The sequence below is a fragment of the Hallella seregens ATCC 51272 genome (assembly GCF_000518545.1).
GTDB classification, from domain to species: Bacteria; Bacteroidota; Bacteroidia; order Bacteroidales; family Bacteroidaceae; genus Prevotella; species Prevotella seregens.
In genome coordinates, this window is sequence record NZ_JADU01000021.1 from 14,662 (window position 1) to 39,863 (window position 25,202).

Here is a 25,202-nt window from a genome sequence, read left to right on the forward strand (position 1 = left end):
CTATTTGGAGGCAGTCGTGACGATGTATGCGCTCAGCAATACAAGGGCCAAGGCCACTGGTTTGTCCCAGGTAAGCACGTCCTGCTCCAGCCCGATGGCCACCAGCGAGGCCACGATGGGTTGCAGGTTGGTATAGATGCTCACCGTGGTGGCACGCAGATGGCGCATGGCAAAGGGGATGGCGAAAAAGCCGGCCACCGTGGCAAACACCACGATGAACGCCATTTCCAGCACCCCGCTCCACTGCCAGCCGCCGCTGTAGAGCGTGGCCCCCTGCAGGTCGCCCCACGAGAAAGGCAGCACCGCCACCGTGGAGACCAGAAACACCCACTTCATTTGCGTCACGGCACTGTACTTGGCCGAGACCGACCGCGTGACGATGAGGTACAGGGCCCACGTGAGCAGGCTCAGCAAGGCCAGTCCGATGCCCATCAAATCGTTGCTGCCGCTGCCGCCTTGCCAGCCCGTCAGCACCATGAGCAGCGCGCCGCCCACGCCAATCGCCACGCCTGTCACGCCGCGGCCCGTCAGTCGTTCGCCGATGAGTAGCGCGGCACACACCATCGTCGCCACCGGTGTGAGCGTGGCGATGAGGCTGAAATACACGGGACTGGTGAAGTTGAGCGCCCAGGCGGTGAGCGTCTGCGAGACGACGAAGCCCAGCAGCCCGCCTCCCATGATGACCATGAGGTCGCGCCGTTCCACCCGCTCGCGCGGCATGAACAGCGAGATGAGCCAGAAAATCACGGCCGCCCCGATGCACCGTGTGGCCATGTAGGCCATGGGTGACACCCAGTCGTCGAGCAGCAGTTTGGTCACGGGCACGCCGAGCCCGAAGATTGTATTGGCCAGCAGCACGGCGGCGTGGCCCTCGAGTTTCTTTTTTTCCATCATGCGGGCAAAGGTAGTGATAATTCCGCATTCCCGTTGCCTTTCGATTTTGTCAATCGTCTTTGATTTTTGACAGAAAGGCCCTTTTCGGCGTTTTTGGCCGGATTTTCCTTTGCAAGAGATACAATTAATGTGTATTTTTGCCACTGGCTTAAAGACAAAGAACCTATCCAAGCGTATAGTTTTACATCATTAAATAACAAAACATCTATGAACAAACGATTACTTCTATCGTTGGCTGCGGGTGTGATGGCCGTCTCTGCGTTGGCCTACAACGTGAACGACTACATCTTTACCTCCGATGCCAAGTACAAGGTTGTGGGAGAGAACCTGATTGCCAACGGCAATTTTGCCGGCAATTACAGCTCCTGGACCAATCTGGCCGGTGCCGCTGTGGCCCCCGACTTCTGGTCGGTGGAGACCGGTGCTGGCCCCAACGGGCAAAATGCACTCCAGAGTCTGAACAACGCCGACGGGGCAGAGGGTGCCTATATCTTCCAGTCGGTGCCTTTCGAGGCCAGCAAAACCTACGTGGTTTCCATGAAGGTTTACATGCCGGCGGCCGTCACCACCAGCGTGACGAGCACTGCACAGAACTATATCGACGTGTTTGCCAATGCCGACTTCTCGTCGAGCAAGACCGCTGCACGCTTCCAGCAGGTGGCCACCACGACGGGTATCCCCGCCAATCAGTGGACAGACGTGTCGTTTGCTTTCACCGACACCGTGACCGGCGGCTCTGTAGGCGGCATCCAGATTGCCATCGGACGGCTCGACGTCGGGGCGCAGGTCACCGACATTGAGGTTCACGAGGTGGCCCAGGTCTACGACACGCGCATCCTCGAGCGCAAGCTGGCCTACGACAAGAAGCTCCTCGCCCTGGCCGAACTGCCCGAGGGCAAGGAGGAGTTGCAGGGACTCGTCGAGGGGCTTGAGGCCTGTCTGGCTGCCAACAGCGGCGACCCGCTGGGCATCAACTTCGACGACATGCAGGTCATGACCGACTTTGTGGCTTCCATGGTGGGCGCGGAGCAGAACTATCTCGACGCCAACTCCTATGACTTGGTGGCTGGCGGCGACATCTCCTCGCGCGCCTTGTGGGGCACCAAGATTCAGAAAGGCGGCGGCAACTACGGCGACTGGTACGTGGGCGGCTCGGGCCGCTGGTTCCATCAGCCCGAGGATGCCGACTACATCAACTCCTCCTTCCCCGGCAACTATGCGCTGCCCGCAGGCTATGCCGGCATTCACAAGACACTGCCCGCCGGCAAATACCTCTTCCAGATCGACGCCCAGGGCTATGCTTACTTCAAGACCAAGGTCAACAATTCCTACTACACCGTCAACTACGACCAGCCCGTGACCAGCCGCATCTTTGCCGGCACCGACACGCTGGCCGCCGAGACGCTGAGCGCCCGCGACTACCAGACCTACTTTATCGTCAAGGACTTCGACGCGCCCGTCACGCCCAACGAGCTGAATGTCAACGTGGGCGTCATCCATCAGGCCATGGACAACGGCGGTCAGTTCAACTACAAGAACCCCGTGCTCCGTCTCATCAGTCCCACGGCCAAGGCCGACATCGCCAAGTTCGTGCAGGACAATGCCAAGGCCATCCAGCTGGAGGCCGCCAAGCGCATGATTGATTCTGCCCGTGTGGTGGTTTCCCTGTCCGACTATCCTTGGGGCAAGGCAGCCCTGCGGGCGGGCATCGAGGCTTGTGCTGCCGACTACACCACGCTGGAGGGCACCGAGTCCACCACCGAGCTGCCGTCGGCCGCGGGCGACGGCACCATGGTGACCGTGGCCGACTCGCTGCTGGAGGTGATGCGCAACATGCGTGGTTTCATCGACGGTTACCATGCCGCAAACAAGGCCTACACCACCCTCGTCTCTGCCACGGCCGTGGCTCAGGCCAGCTTCGACGACCCCAAGAATGCCAAGGCATCGGCCGCCACGCGCGCTGCCCTGAAGAATGAGCTCGCCGAGGCCAACGCTCTCATCGCCGTCTTCGCCGCACAGGCCGACTCTTTGGAGGGCGACCCCGCCAAGTCGGCCGCCCAAGTGGCTGCGCTCAACACCGCCGTGTCCAACTTTGAGGCCACTACGGCCAGCTATGCCAACCCCTCTGAGGTGACCGTTAAGAACGCCAGCTTCGAGTCGGGCAACGCTTCCGGCTGGGACACTTCCGGCTCGCAGACCGACAACGGCCGCTGGAAGTTCGGCAAGAACGACCACTTCGACGCCGTGCGCAACATTCAGATGTGGCGTGGTTACACGGCTTACAGCAAGAACAAGGTGGTGCAGAACGTCACTTTGACCCATGCCGGTGCCTATGTCTTCGCTTGTCAGTGGTTCGGCTACAACGAAAATGGCAGCCGCGACGGCGACGAGACCACCGATTCACGCGCATACTATTTCGTGAAGGCTGCCGAGTCGGCCGACTCCATCGCCGTCATCTCCCTGCACACCAACCGTAACTTCGTCGACTCGCTGGGCTATGGCGGCAACACGCCGCAGTATTTCACGGTGGTGTACAACAAGATCGACGACACGCCCACCGACGTACAGTTTGGTTTCGACGGTCTGCAGAACGCCTCTGCGGTCGGCGGTCTCAACACCTATCAGTTTGGCAGCAACAGCATCCGCTACTGCGGCGATTTCGCTGTCTACGCTGCCGACCTGGAGACGGCCTTGAAAGACGAGATGGCTACCGCCAAGGCCTCGCTCGATGCCCACGCCGCACTGACCAGCGACACGGTGAAGGCCCTGCGCAATGCCGTGCTGGCCGCACAGAGCGCCGTGGACGGCCAGACGCCGGCCTACGCCCTGAGCTCCACGGTGAAGGCTCCGTTCCTCCAGACCTACGTGGGCTATCAGCCCGCCGACGAGACGGCCGGCACCGCCGAGCACCGCTACATCACCAACAAGGATGCCGCTGCCGAGAAAGCCGCCTTGCAGGTCAAGGCCCTGCTCACGCTGAAGCGCGCCGAGTCCTGCTTCGACGGTCTTGTGACGGCTGTCCGGGGCGTGTCGGTGAACGAGGCCGCGAAGCCCGCCGTGCAGGGTGTCTACAACCTCGCCGGCCAGCGGGTTTCCGACCGCGCCGAGGGCCTGCCCCGTGGCATCTACATCATCAACGGCAAGAAAGTGATTGTGAACAAGTAGCCGCCCGAGGGCGGGCAAGCTGTTGCCTGACGGTGGACAAGCAGCCATTCTGCAGGGGGATATGTCTCCCGGAAAGCAGGATGAAGCCGAAAAAAGAGCCCCACACCCAAACGGTGTGGGGCTTTTTTCGTACCTTTGCACGGAGGGGGAGGCAGTGATAGGCCTTGATAGGCACCGATAGGCCTTGATAGGAGAGGAGGGGATAGGCTCTTATAAGTGCCTATTAAAGCCTATCACTGGCCTATAAGAGCCTATCAAAGCCTATAAGAACCCATCCAGGCCTATGCCTGTCCCTGGTCATCAGGCCCTGCCAAGAGCCTCTCACCCCCTCTTTCCCCGCTAATCATCAAAGAAGATATGAGACAGATTATCAATCATTTCACGGACGACGACCTCTACAAGTTCTCGATGTGCTGCGCCGTCATCGACAATTACCCGCGGGCGCAGGTGCGTTACACCTTTGTGGACCGCAACAACACCGTCTATCCCCCGGGCTTTGCCGAGCTCGTGAGGGAGCAGGTCAGGATGCTGGAGCAGGTGGTGATGACCGATGAGGAGATTGCTTTCATGCGCAGCAAGTGCTACTACATTCCCAATTGGTTCTACACCTACATGAAAGGATTCCGTTATCGCTCCGAGTGGGTCGACGTGAGGCAGGACGACGAGGGACACCTGCACATCGGTTTCGAGGGCAATTGGTCCGACACCATCCTGCTCGAGGTGAAGGTGCTGGCCATCGTCTCCGAGCTCTACTACATCGTGACCGGGCAGGACCGGCAGTTCGACTACGCCGACTACTACCGCCGGGCCTACCGTAAGGCCGAGCGGTTGCTCGACGCCGGCTGCGTGTTCTCCGACTTCGGCACACGCCGCCGCGCCTCGTTCGAGGCCGAGGACACCGTGGTGCGCGCCCTGCGCGACTGCGCCGCCGCCCGCGGACACAAGGGCAAGCTGGTGGGCACGAGCAACGTCTACTTGGCCATGAAGCACAACATCATGCCCGTGGGCACCATGGCCCATGAGTTCGTGTGCGCCATCGGCGGCATGTTCGGCCCCCAGATGGCCAACCACCTGGCCATGAACGCCTGGCGCAACACTTTCCGCGGGGCCCTCGGCACCTATCTTTACGACAGTTTCGGCTGGGACATCTTTGCCCTGAACTTCTCCGAGGACTTTGCCAACCTCTTCAAGGGACTCCGCATCGACAGCGGCGACAACCGCCAGCAGCTGCAAAAAATCGCAGACAAATACCGCTCGCTGGGCATTGATCCCCTCACCAAGCAGGTCATCTTCTCCAACGCCCTCACCACCGACGATGCCATCGCCATCCAGCAATATGCCAGCCGGCTGTGCCAGCCCTCCTACGGCATAGGCACCCATTTCACCAACGACTTCCCGGGCGTTGTCCCGATGAACACCGTCATCAAGCTCGTGGCCGTGAAGATTACCGAGGCGTGGCCTTTCTACAACGACACCTGCAAGCTCTCCGAGGACGACGGCAAGCACACCGGCCGCCCCGAGGTGATACGCCGTTTCATGGACGCGCTGCACTGGGACGCCGGCCGCTGACGCCGGCCGCTGCGGCCCATACCCGCACAAGCCCCAAAAGAAGACGGCGTAACGGCCCCGCGTTTGCGCCGTCATCACCGCGCGATGACGGCATAAACGCCTTGCGATTGCGCCGCGACGGCCGCGCGATGGCGCCGCCATCGTCACACGAAAAGGCCGCAACAGATTCCCCATGGGTCTGTTGCGGCCTTTGCCGTGCCTTGTCGCGGCCCGCGGCCCACGGCCCGGAGCGGCGCCGAGGCTACTCTGCGCCCAGCGTCACGTCGGCGTCCTTGCCCTCGCCCAGGCGGTTCTCGGCCGGGTTGTCAAGGGTGAATTCGTATTCGCAGAACCGCAGCTCCTTGTCGTCCGTGGTCTTGGCGTAGGGCTGCAGGCGCACCGTGCACGTGGGGTCGGCGCTGGCAAAGAGCGTGAAGCGCACGGTGTACGTGCCCGAACTGTTCTTGCTCACGTCGTAGTCCTTCGTGCCGATGGTCTTGCCCTTGCGGTTGAGCATCTTCACGGCGATGCCCCAGCTGGCCAGCTTCGCCCCGCCCAGCACCTTGGCGTCGATGTTGAAGATGTATTCATGGGCAAAGCTGTTGTCCGTCGTCAGGTTCTTGTCGCCGTAGAGCTGCGTGTAGTTCATCAGCGCGATGCCCACGTCTGCCGCCGACACCGGCTGGGCAAACTCCTTGCGGCTGTAGAGATATTTGCGATCGGCATAGATGAGTCCCGGCACCGCCTCGAAGCTCGCGTCCTTGTCCCGGTCGGCAATGGCGAAAGCGAAACGGTTGCTGCCGTCGCCCGTCACCGTCTGGGGCGAGGTCTCGGTGGGCAGGAAGTCGGCATACTTGTCGCCGTTGTAGAGGCGCAGGAAGGGGCGGATGTCGGCCCCCAGCTTGGCCATCAGGCCGCTGTTCACGGTCACCTGCCCGTCATACGACACCTTGCTCTCCGAGGCGTCGCGCGGCGACACCGTGAGGTCAATCAGGCGGGGGAAGAGCGGCCACTTCTTGCTGAACAGCTCTTTCTCCGCCAGGTGCTTGGTGTACGAGGGCAGCGAGATGCCCTTGAACTTCAGTTTCGCCTCGGCGTCGAGCCCTGCGGCCACGAAGAGGCGCACGTAGTTCTTGTCGTTCAGCTGCAGCGTGTCACTGCCAAACTGCGCGTGCGTCAGTGCCGTCTCCAGTCCCGTGGTCACCGTGCCCTTGACCGAGCCCGTCACGTAGCCGCCTATGTCGAGCCCCACCGTGGCCAGGGCCTTGACCGATGTGGTCGAGGAGCCCGTCACATCCAGCTTCTTGAACACATCCTGGTCGGGCGTGAGGTTCTCGTTGATGAAGTCGAACTTCTTGTTCACATACTCGAAGCCCAGCTTGCGGTGCGATTCCACGCCGCTCTCCATCGTAACTTTCGACGAGAGATCCAGGTTGAGCGCCGAGCCCACGCCGTAGATCAGGTCGATGGCCACGGGCGAGTCGAGCAGCCGCAGCCGCTTGCCCTCGGGATATTTCTCCAGCACCACGAGGCTGTCCTTCTTGTAGTCCTTGCCCACGTGGGCCTTGACCGCGATGGAAGACTTCTCTTCGATGTAGCACTTCACCGAGGGACTGTTGATGTCTACCGACACGTTCACCGTCTCTTCCGTCTGTGCCCCCACCTCGAAGTTGAAGTCGGCCTTGCCCATCAGGCTGCTCAGGTTGGCGGGAATGCTCACGTCGGTGGTCTTGCCGTTGTGCGCATACTTGGCCGACGCCTTGCCCTTCGAGTCTGATTCGATGTTGAATTTCCAGTCCATCTTGTACAGGCTCTTGTTGAAGTCATTGGCCCTCGTGCCCTTGGCCGGGGCCACAGGGTTGCCCTGCTCGTCCACGAGGTCGGCCTCCTGCCACTGCGCCTTGCCGTGCATTTCCACTTTCAGTGTCTTGAAGATTTCGTTCAGCGGCACCCTTGTCACGGTGCATCGCAGCATGCCGTTGGCCCGTTGCACCTGCTCCACGCGTCCGTTCACCCCCTTGGGCAGTTTCTCCGTGCGTCCGCAGCTCACGAGGTTGCCCTCACGCAGCTGCATGTCCTCGGGGGTGGAGTCCATGAAGTAGAGCACCGTGTCGGCCTCCACCATCACCAGATACGCCCCGCGGGCCGTGGTGAGCTTCACCACGCCGGGCTGGTATTCGTAGTCCACCTGGGTGGTGCTGTCGTTCCTGTGGGCCTCCTGACCCACACCCTGCTGCTCCTCCGGCAAGCTCTGCTCGTCGAAGTAGAGGCTGCACGCCGACAGGCAGAATACGAGCAGCGGAGCCATCAATAAGAGAATGTTCTTGCGCATAGTCGTTGTCTTTCTTCGTTCATTCTTTCTTTTTTCACGCGGTGCTTTCTTTTTCTTTTCACGCGGTGTCTTTTCTTTCCTCACGCAGAGCCGCAGAGTCTTTGGAGTTTCCTTTTTTCTTTCCTCACGCAGAGCCGCAGAGTCTTTGGAGTTTCCTTTTTCTTTTCTTTCCGCAGAGTCTTGGAGGGGAGGGAGTTTTTGGAGAAACCTCTCAAACTCTGCGCCTCTGCGTGCGGCAAGGAAAGTCCCTGCGTGTGGCAAGGAAAGTCCCTGCGTGTGGCAAGTAAAGTCTCTTGGTGGGCAAGGTAGGGCTCTATAGGCTCTTTTATGCTCTTGTTTCTCCACCCCGGAGGCGCAGAGTCTTTTGAGTTTCCTTTTTCTTTCCTCACGCAGAGCCGCAGAGTCTTTGGAGTTTCCTTTTTCTTTTCTTTCCGCAGAGTCTTGGAGGGGAGGGAGTTTTTGGAGAAACCTCTCAAACTCTGCGCCTCTGCGTGCGGCAAGAAAAGGGCTCTGCGTGCGGCGAAGAAGCTGCCCTGCGTGGGCAAGCACAGCGTTCTCAACTTCCGAGAGCCACGAGATTCCCCAGACTCCCGTGGGCCTCCCCGTCGAAGCTCATACTCCCGGGGAGCGGGCCCACGATGCCCGTGCTGCGGTCGTAGACCCTGAACGAGATGGTTTCGCCCTCGGGCCGGTTGCTGTAGATGCGCAGTTCCTCGTAGCCCACGCCCTGCTGCTCGCGGTGCACGGCCACGCCGCGCAGCTCCTCCCCGCAGAAGGCCGCCACCATGTAGCGGTCGCCCAGGGGCTGGCCGCCCACGGTGATGCGTGCGTAGACCACCATGTCGTAGCGGTAGCCCACGGGGTTGAACGCCCAGCGGTGCTGCACGTTCACCACGCACTGGTCGGTAAGCCGGCGCTGCACCGAGAGGGCCGTCACCGTGCAGCGGCCCGGCATGAGGGCCACGAGCGTGTCGTTGCGCAGCTTCACGATGTGTTCGGCGTCCGACGACCAGTATATCTCCTCGTTCGACACCGAGTCGGGCACGAATTTGGGCCGCAGCACGTAGCTGTCGCCCATCATGAGCGTCAGCTCGTGCCGGTCGAGCGTCATGGTGGCCGTGTCCACGGTGCCGTTGTCTTCAAAGTCGAACAGCTGCCCGCACGAGTTCAGTGCGGTGACGGCCAGCAGGCTGTATATCCAAGTCTTTGTCTTCATATCGCTGTCTTCTTGCGGGTGGGTGATGGTGGTGGCGGGTGGGTGGTGCCGGGGCGCGGGGGTCACAGCGCAGCCTTCACCCTCACCACGTTGGAGGGCTGGCTGGTGCGCCCGTCGGCAAATTTCACGATGACGTAGTATTCGGCCTCCTGGCCCCGCCGCGTGTTGTAGTCGATCAGCGACGGGTCGTCGGCCTTGGTCGAGATAAGGAAGCGGAAGATGTCGTCGTCCTGGGCGCGGCGGTACACGCAGTAGTAGTAGTCGCCCTCGTCCTGCGGCGGCTTGGCGTCCCAGGCCAGGCGCGTCTCGCCGCCCTTGGACTCGTAGGTGCCCATGAGTTTCACCGGCACGTCGATCACGTCGGGGCCCTTGTACAGGGTGGAGAAGGCCAGGCTCATGCCGCTGCTGATGCCCGTGTTGTTGAACGACTCCACGGCATACTCGTACCTGCGCCGGCGGTTGTAGCCCGGGTTGTCGCACAGTGCCATCACCGTGTCGCCCGTGGCCAGGATGTCGGCCTGGTAGATGATGTCGAGCAGGTGCCATTCAGGCTCGCCCGCCAGCCGCCGGTAGATGTTGTGGAAGTCGAGCGCGGCGTCGCGGCCGATGGCCCAGTTCATGTGTATGCCCTGCTCGTCGTTCCACGCCGAGTCCAGATGGCACACCGAGGGCGGCACCAGCGAGGGGCGTTCCACCTGGAGCCACGGCGTGAACTGCCCGATGTTCGACGAGTAGTCCACGGCCCGCACCTTATAGTAGATGTAGCGTTGGTTCACGTCGAGGGCCAGCGTGTCCTGATAGAAGTTGTCGGTCAGCGTGCCGTTGTTGCGCTGCGTGGCCTGGTGCGTGGTGTCGTTGGCAAAGTAGAGGTCGTAGTGGGCCACGTCGTCAGACGCGGGCTGGTCCCAGGTGAGGGTGGCCACGCCCATGCGGCTCACGGTGGCCGTGAAGTTGACGGGCGGCTCGGGCGCCTTCATGTCGGTGATGCGGATTTGGTAGGGGATGGTGGCCGTCACGTTGTCGGCCTCGTCGTAGGCCGCGATGACCAGCATGCCCGTGGGCAGTCCCGTCACGTCCACCGTGCAGCTGGTGTCGGTGGGGGCGAGCAGCTTCTCGCACAGCGGCTTCCACTCCGTGCCGTTCACGCGCTCGTTGTAGTAGAGCGGCATGAAGCCCACGAAGTCGCTCTCCAGCGTGTCCTTGCTCCAGCGGATGTGGGCCAGCACGCGCGCCGAGGGGTCGTTGTCGGGACGCTCGATGAAGATGTCCCGCAGCACCGGCGGCGCCGGCGGCACGTTGTCGCCCACGTGCACCTCGTGCACCGGGCTGGGCAGCGTCAGGTCGCCGAAGACATCGTGTCCCAGCACCCGGTACTCGTAGGTGCCGGGCTCCAGCGGGCCGTCGTTGTAGAGGCACGCCGACTCCTGAAGGTCGGCCTCGGGCATGGGCATGTAGGGGCGTTCGGTAATCCGTGTCCACGCCCCTGCGCCCTTGCGCCGCCGCTCCACCTCGAAGCACGAGTAAAGGTCGTTCTTCCAACGCAGGTGCACCGTGTTGTTCTCCACCACAGAGTCCTCGAGGGTCACCTCGAGAGGCTGCGCCTTGTAGGGGAAGGTCTCCACGCCCTCGATGTAGGCCGACTTGAAGTACATGCCCATCACCGTGTCGTTTTCCACGGCCTGCACAATGTAGTTGTACTTGCGTCCTTTCTTCACCTGGCGGTCCACCAGCCGCAGGGCCATGTCCTCGGCCAGGTCGCGCCGCCACTCGCTCAGCAGCACGGCAAAGCCGAAGGTGGTCTGCTGGTCGTCGTGCAGGGCCAGCAGCGAGCCCATGGAGCCCGGCTCGTACTTGATGTCGGACACTTTCAGCCCGCCCACGCCGTACATCAGGCCCATCACCATCATGGCCAGCGAGTCTTCCTCGGCATACTTGGCCTGCATTTGGTCCTGTGTCAGCGGCTTCAGGGCCAGGGCCAGCGTGTCGAAGTGCAGCTCGTTGCCCTCACGCCACTCACGGAACACGTTGTAGCCCACGCGGTTCAGGTGTTTCCACGACACGTAGTCCTCGGGGGCCCAGCGCAGCACCACGCTGTCGGGGTAGCTGCGGATGAACATGTTGATCGTGGACAGGCTCGTGCCGTCTACCCGTTGGGCCAGCGAGTCGCGCACCTGCCGGCGTATCTCTTCCATGAGGCGCAGCGAGGCCGAGTCGGGCTCGATGTCGGCCATGTCGAGCGTGTCGTCCACGAGGCTGTCGGCGGCCATGCCGCCCGCGGCGGGGCTGCCGGCGGGTGTCTGGCCACTGTGGCGGGGGCCGCCGGCCGATGGTCCGGCCGGGGCCAGTGCCCAGGCCGTGACGGCCATCAGCCCGAGCACCATTGCGATGATATGTCTGGTTGTCTTCATAAGTCTTTCCTTTGAGGTTGCATGAGTGGAGGGGGAGGACCGCCGGCTAATAGACGATGCCCTTCATGGGGTCGTCGATGGTTATTTCCTGGATGTCATAGAGGGGGAATAGTGTGAAGTTTTGGGTGTTGTAGGCCCCGACGCGATAGATGGTGAACGTGGCGCGCTTCATGTACCGTGCGCTCTGGGTCATCTGTTTATGGGTGAACTCCCACTTATTGAGCCTGTCCCATATCGTTTGCGACACCTCCCTGTGCACCCGCCAATCGGAGTGGCCGAGCGGTGTGGTGTTGTGCAGGGTCACCTTCTTCTTGCTGTCGGAGTTGTCCTCTGTCCCGCCCCAGGCGATGGCAAACTGATACCACGGTATCTCGACGGCCGACCAGCCCAGTTGGGTAGACCAGTTGCCCCTGTTTTCATCAGAGTGGATTTGGTTTTCCCCGGGGTCATAGATGCTCTTGAAGTAGACACCGTCGTGTATATCCACCCAATCTCCTACCCCATTTGCCCGTCCTGTGAAATCTTTGCCCTTGCCTGCTTCGGTACTGACGTCATCCGCTTGAGACGAGATGGTCCTCGACAAGTCACGCGCCAACCAATAGGGCGCAGCCATCAATCGCAGAGCATGACTCACCTTGATGCGGTCATTGGGGTCCGGGGTGTACTTCAACTCGTAGGCGTCGTCTGCTTTCTGCACGTTCACTTCTCCCCAGCGGTGCAGCGGATAGAGCGAGTACTGCGGGTGGTTGCCTCGTGCGTCACGGTCGTAGAGCCCCATGCGCTGCAAGATGGGGTAGGCATCGCTCACGGTGCTGAAGTTATCGGTGTTCGGACGCGGAAAACACTTTTCGTAATATTCTCCCATTTCCTTGGCATTGTAGGGTTTGTTCTTTTTCTTGCCGGAGGTATGGAGGATGGGCCCGGTGCTTTTCACCCACTTGTTTTTAGCCTCTTCGTACTCTTCTTTTGCTGCCTGGAACAACCTGTACATGCCTTCCCATTTGCCTATGGGCGTGGTGTAGATGAGCGATTGGCTGGTTGTGACATTATTGATATTGAGGCGTGTGCACTTAATCTTCATGCCGCCAAGGAAAGCCACGTTGCCCAGATAGGCGAAGTAAGCATAGGGATCGTGCAGGTAGGCCCTTACTCCGTCCCATAGGTACAGATTTTCATCCTTCGTGACATTCTTCAGCCTCGTGCCGCCAATGGTGATGTTCTTGTCGGTGTAGTCTCGCGACATGGCAGAACCCTTCCACCAAACGTTGTCGAGACAGTAGCTGACGAAAGGCTTGGAGTATTCCAGGTTACCCGTCTTCCAGTCCCCGTCGACGGTATGCACCTGCATGGAGAAGACTTCTCGGGTTGTGACGATGGTGGTGTCCCTGTAGCTCACCTTCACCGTGCCCGGCTTGCTGTTTTTGTTCTGCGGGGTCATGGGGCCGCGTTCTTCGTCGACCAGCGGGCGGATGAGGTGGCGCATCTCGCTGCCCTTGGGCATGCTGGCCTTCATGTGGCTTTCCATGCCGCTGCCCTTGCCCATCATGTTCATGCCGCTCTTGTTGCCCAAGTCGAGCTTGTTGCCGCCGGCACCGGAGAGCACCGGGCTGGTGGTTGTCGAGAAGATGGCACCTTGCGTCAGGTTGCCCGTCGAGCCGTAGTTGTGGCTGAGCGAGGGCGAGGTCACGGTTCCAATCTTGCCGCCGCCGGTGTTGCCACCGAGCGGGCCACGGCCTCCGCCCAAGGTACCGCCCTTGCCGCCTCGGCCTCCACCCAAGCTGCCGCCTCCGATTCCGCCAAGAGTACCACCCTTGCCGCCTCCGATTCCGCCAAAAGCACCGCCCTTGCCGCCTCCGATTCCGTCAAGAGCACCGCCCTTGCCGCCTCCGATTCCGCCAAAAGCGCCTTCCTTGATGTCTCTGATGTTGGCTTGGTCTTTAATCTGGTCTCTGATGGCATCGCGTCCGATGTCTTTTTCCAGCTTGCCGTCCAGTATGGAGCCGGTAAATTTGTCCCCGATTTTCTCCAAGTCGCCCTTGGAGAGAGAGAATTCATCGGCGGTGCCTTGCTTCAGTCGGAAGTCTTCTTTCTTGGCCATCACGGCAGCGCGGATGTTCTGCTTGTCGGCATTGCTCAGCTTCACGCCCGTCTGTTCGGTGATGTCTTTCGCCTGTTCGGCCAGCTCCTGCTGGGAGTAGGTGTCTTCGAGGAAGTCCACTTCGGTGTCGCGTTCGGTGGTCACCGTGCGTATTTGCTCGGTTCGTTTCGTGACATACGCCAGCCGGATGGTGTAGTTTCTGCCGGCCGTCACATTCTTGAACGGGATTGAGGGCATCATGTTGAGGCTGTTGTTGCCCGTCTGGTAAAGGTTCTCCACCTCTTCGAGTACCCTGCCATTGTCGTCGAGCAGCTGCCACATCAGTGTGCCATGCTTGTAGCACTGGTCTTTGAAGCGGGTGTCGGTCAGGGCGATGTTGGGCCGCCTCACGTCGTCGACGTAGGCATTGACACGCCTGGTGGGCAGGTGTTGGCCGTCTTCCGAGGGGAACACAATCCTGGTTATACTCTGGATGGGTTGCATCTCGGGCAGGGGAGTATTGGGCCCGGTGCAGAAAAAGAACTCCTTGCTGTTGGTCCACGGCTTGTTCACATACTTCTTGAGCTGCTTGTCGTAGGTCTCCGGGTCGTGTAGGCTGCCGTTGCGGGCCTCCTTGGCCTCGCCGGTGAGCACGAGCTTGTAGTATTTGTTCGGCTGCAGGGCAAGCTGCATGTCGAACCTGTAGCCCGATTTATTGTTGTTGTACACGGTGATGACTGTTCTTTCACCACCGCTTTCATTGGGGGTTTTGTACTCGTAGAGCACGGCGTACTCCTTTGCCTGGTTGTTGCCCGTCCCCCAGAACTTGAAGTAGAACGTGCGGGAAGCCTGGGCGGCAATGGTGGCGGAGTCTTTCTTTTCATCCTGCAGCGCGGCGGCGTCGGTGATATCCAACACGCGGATGGGCGCGTTGAGCAGGGCCTGTGTCTCTATAGAGGTGAAGCTCTGGAGACGCGGACTAATCTTGTTTTTGCTGTCCCAGCCCTCCTTCTTGTTGTCGTAGCCGATGCTGCAACCGCCGAAGAGCTCGAAGTTGTCGAGGGCGTTGCCGTAGAACACCTTGCAGACCTTGCCGCACTCGAAAGTGTATTTCTTGTTGATGTTCACCAGACCGCCGAACATGCGCAGCTTGCAGCGCGCCTCACCCTCGGCCCACGACGGGTGGGGCAGGCCGCACTTGAGCACGCCGCCCAAGCCGGCATCGATGATGTCGAACCTCTTTTCCCAGAAGCCCAGGTCGATGTGCAGACCCATCTTGGCATAGAGGTAGGCGTAGAGCTGGCCGGTGGCGTACCATCCCTTGTAGCCAATCTCGCCCTCAATATTGGTGCAATAGGCTCCATTGACGCGCTGTAGGCACACGTCGAAGCCGGCAATGGCGCCCATGTTGGCATAGAGAATGCCGAGGTCCACGTCGATGTAGCCCCAGATGCTGGCACCCAGCATCACGCCGGCACCGTCTTTGACCTCATTTATGGCCTTGTTGAATTTGTCCATGGAAGAGCTGCGTGCTTGGTTGGCCTCTCCCTCTGATGCTGACTGCACGCCGGCTCCGCGCGAGCCGCCGGTGAGGAAATCTCGGATGATTTTGGGTATTTCCGGCAACCCTTCGCCGGGCAATCCATGGTTGCTGATGCAAAGATAGCCGTCGGCTCCGATGTTGACCGACACGATTTTGCTCTTGAAGTCGATCCATTGGTACTTGCAACGCTTGCTCGGGTCGGGCTCTCCGAGGTAGAAGTGCCAGTAGGGCTTTTTCGGTTTGACGCCGTTTTCCTTGAAAATGACGGCAAACTCGATGGAAATCGTGGCTCCGGCCGAGGCTTTGAAGCCTTTATCTTTGGCATTCTCCTTGGCTTTTTCTGACTGGGTGTTGTCTTTCTCCCCGCCGGTGTCGCCGCTCTTATCGCCGATAGCGTTCTCAAGTCCGCCCTCGGCTCCGCTGAATATCTTCACGGCACTGCCGTGCAGCTTCGTCTGAACGGCCTGCAGATTGTCTGACACCTTGCTCATCTTCTCCAAGTCCACGCCTGTAGCGTTCTTGGCCATCTCGGTAGCATCGGCCATGGCGTCCGCCGTGATGTTGATGCGCAGGTATTGGTCTTGGTCGTCGTTCTGGTAATGCAGCGTGACCTCGGCCTCCACCATGCCGGCCAGAGCCTTGGCATTGCCCGTGAAGAGGAAGGTGGTGAGGCGGTTGCGCTCTTTGTCGTAGACCACGGTAAGCGTAAACTTGCCCTCCACGATGCTCGCTTTTTCGGGGCCGGCCGAGAGGCCGGTGCCCAAATCAATGCCGATGATGCCGTATTGGGGCGTAGGCTTGTTGTTGAGGCTGTTCTTGGGGTCGGCCGGATCCATCGGACGGACGCAGTTGAAATAGAAGCCGCCCATGATGTTGGTGAGGAAGACACCGCTGGTTCCAAGCGGGGTGCTGCCTTCAACGTACAGGCTGAAGTAGCCCCAAGTATAGTTGCGGTCGTTCTCTCCGGTGCTGGTATGCTCGAAGTATCCGCCATTGGCAGTGGCTGTGAAGAGCCCCTTGATGCCCACTTTGATTTCTCCACTGTAACCCTTGTCGGGCCGATCGGAGACAGCGAGCTTGCCATGAAGGGTGACCATGCCGCCGAAATTGCAGTCGATGGAGGCGCTGTTGAACTTGGTCTCGTCGTAGGACAGGTTCATCTTGGCCACGTCCGCTTCGGCAAAGATGGTGACGCTGGCCTTGGCGGAGACGATGGTGTCGCAGAGATTGATGCGGCCCGTGATGCCGAGGCCCACGCGCTTGTCCTCCTGCTTGGCAGAGAAGTCGTCGAGGGCAAAGGTGAAAGGCCCTATCTTCTTCTCGGCCGAGGCCAGCGACCACGCGCCACGCTCGAAGTAGAGCGATGCTACGCTATCGCCGAAAGTGTATTCCTCGTTATCGAGCAGACCGAAGCCCTTGGCCTTGGCCGCTGCTTCGGCCGCCTTCTGCAATTCTGCAACGTATGTCGACTTCCAGCGCGCGCAGTTGGCCACGCGCATGTTGACAAAGTGGATGCCCGGCAGGCTGATTTCTATGGGCAGATGAATCTTCTTGCCCAATTTGTTGAGCAGTTTCTCGAGGTAGTCCTTGCCGCCGATGTCGATGTCGCCGCCGGCGCAGAGCTCCACACGCGTCTTGGTTTCGCCCGAAGGCTGGTCCTCGGCCTCGACGAGCAGGTAGGTCTGCTTCTGGTCGACGCTGGCTTTGGCCAGGAAGAAGTCCATGTTGAGCTTCTCGATGGCCTGCACCTTAAAGATATAGGCATAGCCGCTGCGGCTCTTGTCGATGGTCTTCTGGTTGTAGATGTCGCACTGGTAGCCGATGGTTCCGTCGAGCAGGGGCACATCGAACGTGCCGTCGAAGCCGAACTTGGTGAAGGTGTTCTGCGTGACGTTCAGCGTAATGTTGTCGATGGTGAAGGCCCAACCGCCCACAGTGGCCCCGTTGTCGCCCTTGCCGTTGTTGATCGGATCCTTGACGGCGAGCTGGAGGGATATGCCCGAGCGGTCGATGAACAGCGAATTGACGTTGAGCGCCAGCCGCTTGTCGCTGTTCTTGGTGATTTGGAATGTCTTGGGGAACTTGAGACTGAGGTTGCCCATGTAGAGGCCCTGCCACTCATTGTCGGATGCAATTCCTGCCTTACCTTTGTCGTAGCCGGCCGGGAACGCGCCCATGCCGGAGGCGTTGCTCTTCTGGGAGTGGTCGTAGAGCAAGACGCCGGGCTGGAACGAGAAGCCGGGCATGTCTTCCGACTGGAACGTTTCCATGGTGCACTGTGCCGTCCAGTCCTCCCAGTCGCGGATGAAGGAGCGGATGTTGAGCGTGGGCAGCTGGTCGGTGACCTTGCCGCCCTCTTCCTTCTTCAGGTTGGGAATCTTCATGTCGAGGTCGAGCGACAACCCGCCGAGGGTGTCGTTGCCCCAGGTGATGTAGCAGCCGTTGGTGGGACTGAGCACGTCCTCGGGTGCCTTGAAGCACATCTCGTAGTCCGACTTGGGGTCGCGGATGTTGAAATCGGCCAGCAGGCTCATGGCTCCGGTCCGTGGCAGCACGTGGTCGGGCTCCATGCAGACGCGCGGCGAGCCTACGATGAGGATGTTGTCGTTGAGAACCTCGCTCTCGGGCAGCATGAACAGGCCCAGCAAATTCATCGTGGCGTAGCCGGGTGCAAAGGTCATGCTGACAATCTGCACGTCGATGGGGCCCTTGTTGACGAGCTTGCGCGGCATCTGCAACGGCAGGTAGAGATCGCGAATCTCGCCCTTCATGAAGTTGTCGTAGATGGCCTTGCCCTTGGCATAGTAGTTATAGTATTTGCCAATGTGCACTTTCTCGCCGAGGTTCTTGGCGGCGCCGAGGCCCTTGGCGCCGACGAGGTTGTCGAGTCCGGTGTCTGAGAATATCTTCTGCACGGCCTCGTCATCGGCCACCTTGTCCTCGGGCCGCTGATAGGTCACGGCCTTTCCGTCGATGACAATGTTGTCGGTGTTGATCTTGAGCGAGTCGAACTTCACGCAGATCATGGTGCGGACGCCTCCGGGCTTCCACTCCACGTGTCCCTTTCCCTTGAAGAGCTGCTTGCCCTTGACCTGCTCCACCTCGTCGAGGAGCATCTGGAACTGTCCGATGCCCACGGTCTTGCCTTTCAGGTCGGCGGCCGAACTGCCGGTGGGGGTGAAGTTGGTGATGGAGATGTCGTTGTTGCAAATCTCTATTTTCTGGGACAGCCGTGTGGAGAGCGCGAAGTCTTTCACGTTCACGCTGTCGTCCATGAACTCGATGGATGGCGTGTTGGGGCTTGTGGGCACCACGCGCAGCACGATGACCTGGCCGGGCTCCACGGAGTCTTTGATGGCATCCCAGTGCACGGTGTGCACCAGTTGTTCGGTCTTCTCGGTGTAGAATGGCTTCTCGGCAAACACGGCTTCGCGCTCCTGTCCGTTCTGCGACTTGAAGAGCTGCACCTCGTACTTGAACTGTACGGTGTCGGCGCGCGTGCCCTCGCCGCCGAGGTGCCAGGCCTTTCGCCAGTTCACCTGGATGTCGTTGTCGACGAATACCTTGCGCGACGACTCGTCGTAGAACGTGGGCGCCAGCAGCGTGGGGTTGCGGAAGGCATAGAGCGAGTCGGTCATCTTCTTGCCCTTGCCGGTGGTTCCGGCGATGAGTGCCGAGTCGTTGTCGGTGGAGTCGGGCGGCGTGACGGCCATGTCGGGCTTCTTGTCCGGGCTGATGTTGAAGAACTTGAGGTTGCTTCGGCCCTCGTTCTCAATCATCACGTAGTCGAGCATGGTGGCCGCGAGGCTGCTCTGCCGGGCTTCCACACGTGCGATGTAGGTGCGCGTGGCATCCATCTTGGTCTTGATGACGTTCATCGGGATGATGCACGTGGGTGCCATGAGGCCGTTGACCTGATAGACGGTGGGGTTCTTGTCGATGGCGTCGTCGGGCTGCTGTCCGGGCATGAGCTCGACCACGCGGAACGAGTAGCGGAACTGCTGCATGCCGGCACAGTTCACCGTGGGTTGTTTCCAGGTGAACTGCGCGTTGAGGGGACTAAGCCGCGCCACGCTCAATTCGTCGCCGAACGTGGAGAGCGGGGTGAGGAACTCGGGCGCCTGCGCCTTGTAGCACACGGTGAAGAGGCACACGCCGCCGTTGGGATTGCTCACCACGACGGGCGTGGAGAGCGTGGGATCCCATTTGTAGGCCGTGAGATGGGCCTGGTACTGCCCCTCGGGCAGCAGGGCGAAGCCGCCATTCTGATAGTCGGTGAAGAGTCCGGGGGTGGTGGCTATCTCCGAAGCGGGCAGGTAGTTGAACATCGTCTTCAGCTCGATGGGCGATATTTGCCGCATGGAGCCCGCGGGCACGATGATGGGGTGCTCGGGCTGCCGCTTGGGCGGCGTGGAGACGGAGAGGCCGCTGGAGGGGTTCACCTGTTCCACCTGGAGGCCCAGATAGACCTTCTGCGCCTCCTGCGTGTTGTTGGTGATCTGCACATTGAAGTAGCGTCCCGGGTTTGAAACATACAGGGCTGCCTGCGGAGGCAGTATCTGCTGGACGGGGGTTACCACGACGGTCACCTCCTGTGCCATGAGGTTCAGGAGGCTCAGCAAGAGCGCGGTCAGTGTTGTTATGGTGCGTAGTGCTTTCATATGGCGTGGGTGTGCTTTAGTTCTTTTGCTTGTTGGCCTTGCGCTTCATCTCGAGGAGCGTGAAGGTGTAGGCATAGCTGAAGGAAACCGAGACGTCGGTGTCGTCGAGGTGGGATCGGGTCTGTGAGATGTTTACGTCACCGTATTTGTTGACACCGCCCGAGATGGAGAAGACATGCACCTTGCTGAGCGTGTAGCTCACGGCGGCGTCGAAGCCCATGGAGAGGCTCTTGGAGGCGTGGCGCACCTCGTTGTAGCAGAGCGAGCCGGTGGCCGAGACGCTGAGGTTCTTCTCCTTGAGGAACGAGCGGCTGGCACTGAGCGAGGCTATGTCGCTGGTGTAGCGCGATATGGTGCTCTTGGACAGCTGGTGGCTGAGGGCGGCGGAGAAGTCCATCTCCCACGGTTCCACCTCGAGGCCGTAGCTGAGTCCCAGCGCGAGGGTCTGGATGTCGGTGTCGCCCTTGGCGAATTTGTTCAGGTCTTTGTTCTTCACGAGGCTTGCCGTGAGCGAGACGCTGTGGCTGAGCGACGGCGTGGAGAAGTTGAACGAGGGCATAAAATTGAACGAGTGCATGATGCGGTGCACGCGCGTGGTGTCGTTCACGCGGGCTGTGCCGTCGCCTTGGTTCTGCAAATAGCCGTTGTAGCCCAGGCTGAGGTTCATGAATCCGCCGATGGAGGTGGAGGCATTGGCCGAGTAGACGAAGCCGCGCGTGGTGTAGAGCTGCTTGTTGGTGAGGTTGTCTTCCTGCCCGGAGAACGTTCCCGAGAGCGACACCTTATTAAATAAGGAGGTGCTCATGTTGACGCCGAGGCTGTGGTAGTTGTTGGTCATGTAGTAAGTGCCCAGCGAAGTGTAGTCGGGCTGCACCATGCGGTAGAACACGGAGGTGGAGAATCGGGGCAGGGTAAGGTTGAGATTGACGTCGCCGGCAAAGCGCATGAGCGAGCTGTAGCGCACGTCGAATATCTTGTCGAAGCGTGTGGCTTCGGAGCTTTCGAGTCGTTTGGCCTCGGTGTCGGTTGAGAAGGCCGAGGCGGCGGCATTGGCCGTGAGGGAGAGCCAATGGCCGAAGCTGGCGCATCCCTTGAGGCCCACGACGAGATTTTCCTGCGGGCTGACGCTCTGCCTCCAGCGTTCGTCGATGGAGCTGGGGCGGTCGTTCACGCGCAGCAGGTAGAGGTCGAGATAGTTGCGGGCTGTGCCGTAGCCCACTTTCATGCCCCAACCCACGCGTTTGTATTGCGGGCGGCGGGCGGCGGGCAGCGTGGGGTCGTCGTTGACGGCCGAGCGCAGCGTGCCGTAGAAGGCTCCGGCGCGGAAACGGTCGCTGTTGTATTCGAGGCCCACGCCGTTGAACGACATGTTCATCACGTAGGGGCTGTAGGCCATGCTGGAGCGTCCGATGTGGGCTGTCCAGTTCTTGTAGGACGGGCTCATGTTGAACGACAGGTGCGGATAGTTGAAATCCAGGTTGTCGTTGGAGTAGTAGAGAGAGAAAGGCATGCTGAACCCGTAGATGCTGATGTTGAGATTGGCATACACCGTGTTGCTGAGGGGCGACGTGTAGCTGTTGCCCGCAGAGGAATGGTAGTAGGTGTTGCGCGTCCCCACCGAGCCGGTGATGATGAGCGGGTCGCTCTTGGCAATTTGCGCAATGTCCTGCGCCTGCGCGGCTGTCGGCAAGAGGCCCAAGGTGAGGGCCAGCAGACAGGTATGGGATAGGGTGGCTTTCATCTCGTCGGGGATTTATAAGGTTCTTTTGGATAGACAGATGATGTAGGTAGGATGGGCCTACGGAGCTCGCTGCTCCGTAGGCCTCATCGCCAAAGAGAGAGTATGTAACTTATCTGACAACCTTCTTGGTCAGCGTATGGCCGTCTGTCGTCACGACAGTCACCAAGTATACGCCTGAAGGCAGTTTCGTTAAGTCGGTGTCGTTGTGGAGCACCACGGTGCCGTTGGGCATGCACACGCGGAAGCTCTTCACGCTGAGGCCCTCGATGCTGAGCTTGCCGTCGATGACGGCGATGCCCGAGCGGGCCACGTTGAGTGCGTCGATGGCCGTGGCCTCTCCGAGCTCCATCTTCACCGGGCTGGCGATGGAGCCGGCCATGTCGCTGAAGCTGAGCGTGCGGGTGAGGCGGCGGCACTCGGCCGTGCGGTTGTTGTAGAGCTTGAAGCTGACGGGCTCTCCTGCCTCGCCGTGCACGGTGATGAAGAACTTGCCGTCTACGGCCGTTCCTTGTCCGCGGCACTCGTCACCCACGAAAGCGCCGATGGTGCAGGCCTCCTTGAGGGCGAGCTCGGGCACGTCGGCCACGATGGTCATGTTGTTGGCAAACTGGCCGCTGTTGTAAACCCACACGCTGGGTTCCATGCGCTTGGCCGGAGTGGTGCCGGGGGCTGGCTGGGCAAAGTTGTGTTCGCCAACCATGGTCAGGGCGTTGACTTCAGAACCGGCGTTGTAGAACATGTAGCCCTCGCCGCTCTTGAGCATGGTGAGCGTACCGGTCCACTTGGTTCCGTCGTATTCGGCAAAGGCATCGAGCGAGGCCAGACGGTCGCCCTTGGTAAAGGTCATGCCGTTTTGTCCCATCACTTCGGCCAGCGGGTGGCTGTACTGGTAGGGATAACCCATCCACGACCAGCGCGGCAGGAGCTTGAACGCATGGTCTGACGTGGGGCTGTAGAGCCTTGTGGGAATGGTGAACGTGATGTCTCCCGCACCATCCTTGAGGCGCATCTTGAAGCAATCGTCCTCGGGCAGGTAGTTGAGCGTGCCGAAGTAGCCATACTGGTCGTCGTTGTAGAGCAGGTCGTATTGGGTGCGAATCTCCTGCAACTCGTCCCACTTGTAGTCAGGATTGCTCTGAAGGTCTCTCATCGAACCGGCAAAAATGGTCTTCCACTGCCATCCGGCGTGGGCCGTAACGGTCTGTCCCACGTTGATGGGGATGCTGGAGAGGAACTGCTGGTCGTAGTACACGCCTATCGTGCCCTGGGAAATCACGCTGCGTGGCGTGATGGTCCATTTGAGGCCTGTGGCGTCGGCAGCCTTGAATTCTATCATCGTCCAGCCCTGTGGAGTGTTTATATCCGCGGGTCCGAGGGTGATGAGGGAGGGCGTGAACGTGGCGTCGGCGGGCATGGGGGTGAGCTGGAGCTCGTAGGTGCCCGTGTTGCCCATCCGGATTTCACTGGCGGTGAAGCCGGTGAGACCTGATACGATGTTCACCGTGAAACTGCCGGTGACGGTCTGGTCGTTGTTGACGAGCTTGCCGTTGACGGCCTTTGTCTGCTTGTACGTGCGGGTGAGGGTGAGCTTGGACGAGCCTTTCTTCAGGGCGTTCACTTGGTAGCCCGTGTCCTGCGGCAGCACTTCGAGCACGGTGGCGTCGGCCGCCGCCATCTTGTAGAAGGTGGAGTGGTAGTCGCCTGAGGGCAGCATGGTGAAGTTGCCACGCACTTGGGCCGTGATGTTCATCATGTTGGCGGCGGCGCCGGGCTGCCAGAGGACGGAGATGGCGGGCTGTTTCACCCTGAAAGAGGTGACCTTCGTCTGCACGTGGATGGTGTAGATCACGGGGGCGTTGGGAATGTCTGGGTTGCTGGCCACCACATTCTGCGTGCCGGGCTGCGTGGCGGTGATGGTGCCGTCGTTGTTCTTAACGAGGATGCTGGCCGGTACCACGGTGGAGCCTAAGTCGTAGTTGACGACGGGATTGGTAGCATTGGCGGGCTGCACCTTGGTGTCCACCTTGAGCAATGCGGTCACTTCGTCGCCCACATTGACGTAGATGTCGGTCAGAGTGGCGGTGAGGCCAGTCACTGGCTGTGTGATGTGCACGGGTACGGTGAGCGTGGCCTTGGCAGACTTGAGCGTCATGTTGTAGGTGCCCGGTTTCTTGGGCGTCCAGTAGCCTTGGGCATCTGCCGAGATGGCCTCGGTGTTGGCCGACGACCATACGGGCTGCTCCGTGGCGTTGGCAGGGGTCACGGTGTAGCAGTTGTAGAGGTCGATGTTGAGCTTTTTGTCGTCGCCCACGGCCACGGTGATGCCGTCCTTGTAGTCAGGATTCAGGACAAGGGCCGTGATGGGCTGGTGCACGATGACCTGGGCCACGTCATACTGGATTTCGTTCGGCGTTTCGACGGCGAGCGTCATCCTGTCGCCCGTGCCTGCATTGGGCGAAACACCCTTGAGAATGTGGCCGTCGGTCACCGTAAAATAAGGTAACCAGTTGCCGGCCGAGAACGAGATGTCCTCGGGCATGGTGGCGTTGGCGGGCGTCAGCTTGATGTGAGGTTTAAGATCGATGGTCGCGCCCACGTTGATGTTGAACGTGGCCTGGTCGAGGCCGATGGCGGTGGGGGAGATGAAGCGCAGGTGGTAGAGGTTGCTGGGTGTGCCGCCCACAGTGCTCTCAGCCTGGAACTTCACGGGCGTGGTCCCGGCCACCTTGTAGGTGTTGATATAGCGCAGCGACTCGTCGCGTTCCACGAGACGGAACTCGATGGGCTTGCCGTTGTCGGCAATTTCGCCCTTGATGCGGAAGGGGAAGTAGCCCACTTGATGGGTTGCGGCGGCATCATACCGGCCGTCGGCCACGCCACGGAGCTCGCCGCCGATGAAAGCGCCCACGGTAAACCGGTTGATGTGGGCGGGCACTACTCCGTTGGCGTCGGTCAGGTCGGCGTAGACCACGCACTCTTTACTAAACTTGCTGCCGTCGAAATTTTGTACCTCTGCCCAGTCGGGCGGGCCGGCGGCGTAGCCCCCGATGCACAGCATCAGGAGCGACACGAGGGTAAACAGTTTTCTTTTCATAATTCTTAGGTGTCCGCCTGTCGTGGCCAGACTCTTGTTAATGGTTAAACAATGGTTGGATAGTCGTTTGGATACCGGCAAAGTTAGGAGAAAGCGGGGATGGGGATATGGACTATTGCGCCAAGTTTTGGTAATATTCGGACAATCTTTGCCTGAAGTATGGTACCAGACGGACATGAAGACAGGTTAACAGGTTGGCATACAGAGGGATGGTTAGTCCAAAACGGGTGTTGCGGTCTCTTTGTGTTTTTGGACAGAACTCCCCGGATTTTTTGTGGCTGCGCGGGAGTTTTTAGACATAACTACATATTTGACAGATGGCTGCGCGCCGGTGTTTTCTCATAGATTCCACGCGCAGCCATCTGTGAAATCTGTGGAATCTGTGAGAAAAGACCGGCGCGCAGCCATCTGTCAAATATGTAGTTATGTCTAAAAATCCCCTGCGCAGCCACACTAAAAACATGTTGCTCTGTCTGAAAAGTCCCGCGGACGCGTCACGAAGACGGCGTTATCGTGTCGGGAT

Annotated in this window: 9 protein-coding genes; 2 read left to right on the forward strand and 7 right to left on the reverse strand. The window is 60.2% G+C overall.

Going from position 1 to position 25,202, the window contains the following annotated elements; translation table 11 throughout:
- Entirely contained in the window at positions 1-894 is an 894-nt protein-coding gene (locus L888_RS0108120) for a DMT family transporter (protein ID WP_005845612.1), read from the reverse strand.
- A 207-nt stretch (positions 895-1,101) separates the two neighbouring features.
- Here L888_RS0108120 and L888_RS0108125 point away from each other — a divergent pair, with 207 nt between their 5' ends.
- Positions 1,102-4,059, forward strand: coding sequence for a carbohydrate binding domain-containing protein (locus tag L888_RS0108125; RefSeq protein ID WP_027952532.1), 2,958 nt, complete (start codon positions 1,102-1,104; stop codon positions 4,057-4,059).
- Positions 4,060-4,416: 357 nt separating this feature from the next.
- On the forward strand, positions 4,417-5,628 hold the full coding sequence (gene pncB / locus L888_RS0108130; protein ID WP_027952533.1) for a nicotinate phosphoribosyltransferase: 1,212 nt from the start codon (positions 4,417-4,419) through the stop codon (positions 5,626-5,628).
- 241 nt (positions 5,629-5,869) lie between these two features.
- Here the strand turns inward: pncB and L888_RS0108135 are convergent, their stop codons facing one another.
- The 6 genes from L888_RS0108135 to L888_RS0108165 all read right to left on the reverse strand — a co-directional run bounded on the left by L888_RS0108135 (position 5,870) and on the right by L888_RS0108165 (position 24,679).
- The gene (locus L888_RS0108135; RefSeq protein WP_027952534.1) at positions 5,870-7,939 is read right to left on the reverse strand and encodes a hypothetical protein; all 2,070 of its coding nucleotides are present in this window, start codon (positions 7,937-7,939) and stop codon (positions 5,870-5,872) included.
- Positions 7,940-8,495: 556 nt separating this feature from the next.
- Positions 8,496-9,155, reverse strand: a complete 660-nt coding sequence (locus L888_RS0108145) for an Ig-like domain-containing protein (RefSeq protein WP_005845620.1) — start codon at positions 9,153-9,155, stop codon at positions 8,496-8,498.
- A 62-nt stretch (positions 9,156-9,217) separates the two neighbouring features.
- The gene (locus L888_RS0108150; protein WP_027952536.1) at positions 9,218-11,563 is read right to left on the reverse strand and encodes a fibronectin type III domain-containing protein; all 2,346 of its coding nucleotides are present in this window, start codon (positions 11,561-11,563) and stop codon (positions 9,218-9,220) included.
- A 46-nt stretch (positions 11,564-11,609) separates the two neighbouring features.
- Positions 11,610-19,844, reverse strand: a complete 8,235-nt coding sequence (locus L888_RS0108155) for a hypothetical protein (RefSeq protein ID WP_156924991.1) — start codon at positions 19,842-19,844, stop codon at positions 11,610-11,612.
- A 16-nt stretch (positions 19,845-19,860) separates the two neighbouring features.
- Positions 19,861-21,585, reverse strand: coding sequence for a hypothetical protein (locus tag L888_RS0108160; RefSeq protein ID WP_027952538.1), 1,725 nt, complete (start codon positions 21,583-21,585; stop codon positions 19,861-19,863).
- 109 nt (positions 21,586-21,694) lie between these two features.
- The gene (locus L888_RS0108165) at positions 21,695-24,679 is read right to left on the reverse strand and encodes an Ig-like domain-containing protein (RefSeq protein WP_027952539.1); all 2,985 of its coding nucleotides are present in this window, start codon (positions 24,677-24,679) and stop codon (positions 21,695-21,697) included.
- Between the last annotated feature and the right edge of the window lie 523 nt (positions 24,680-25,202).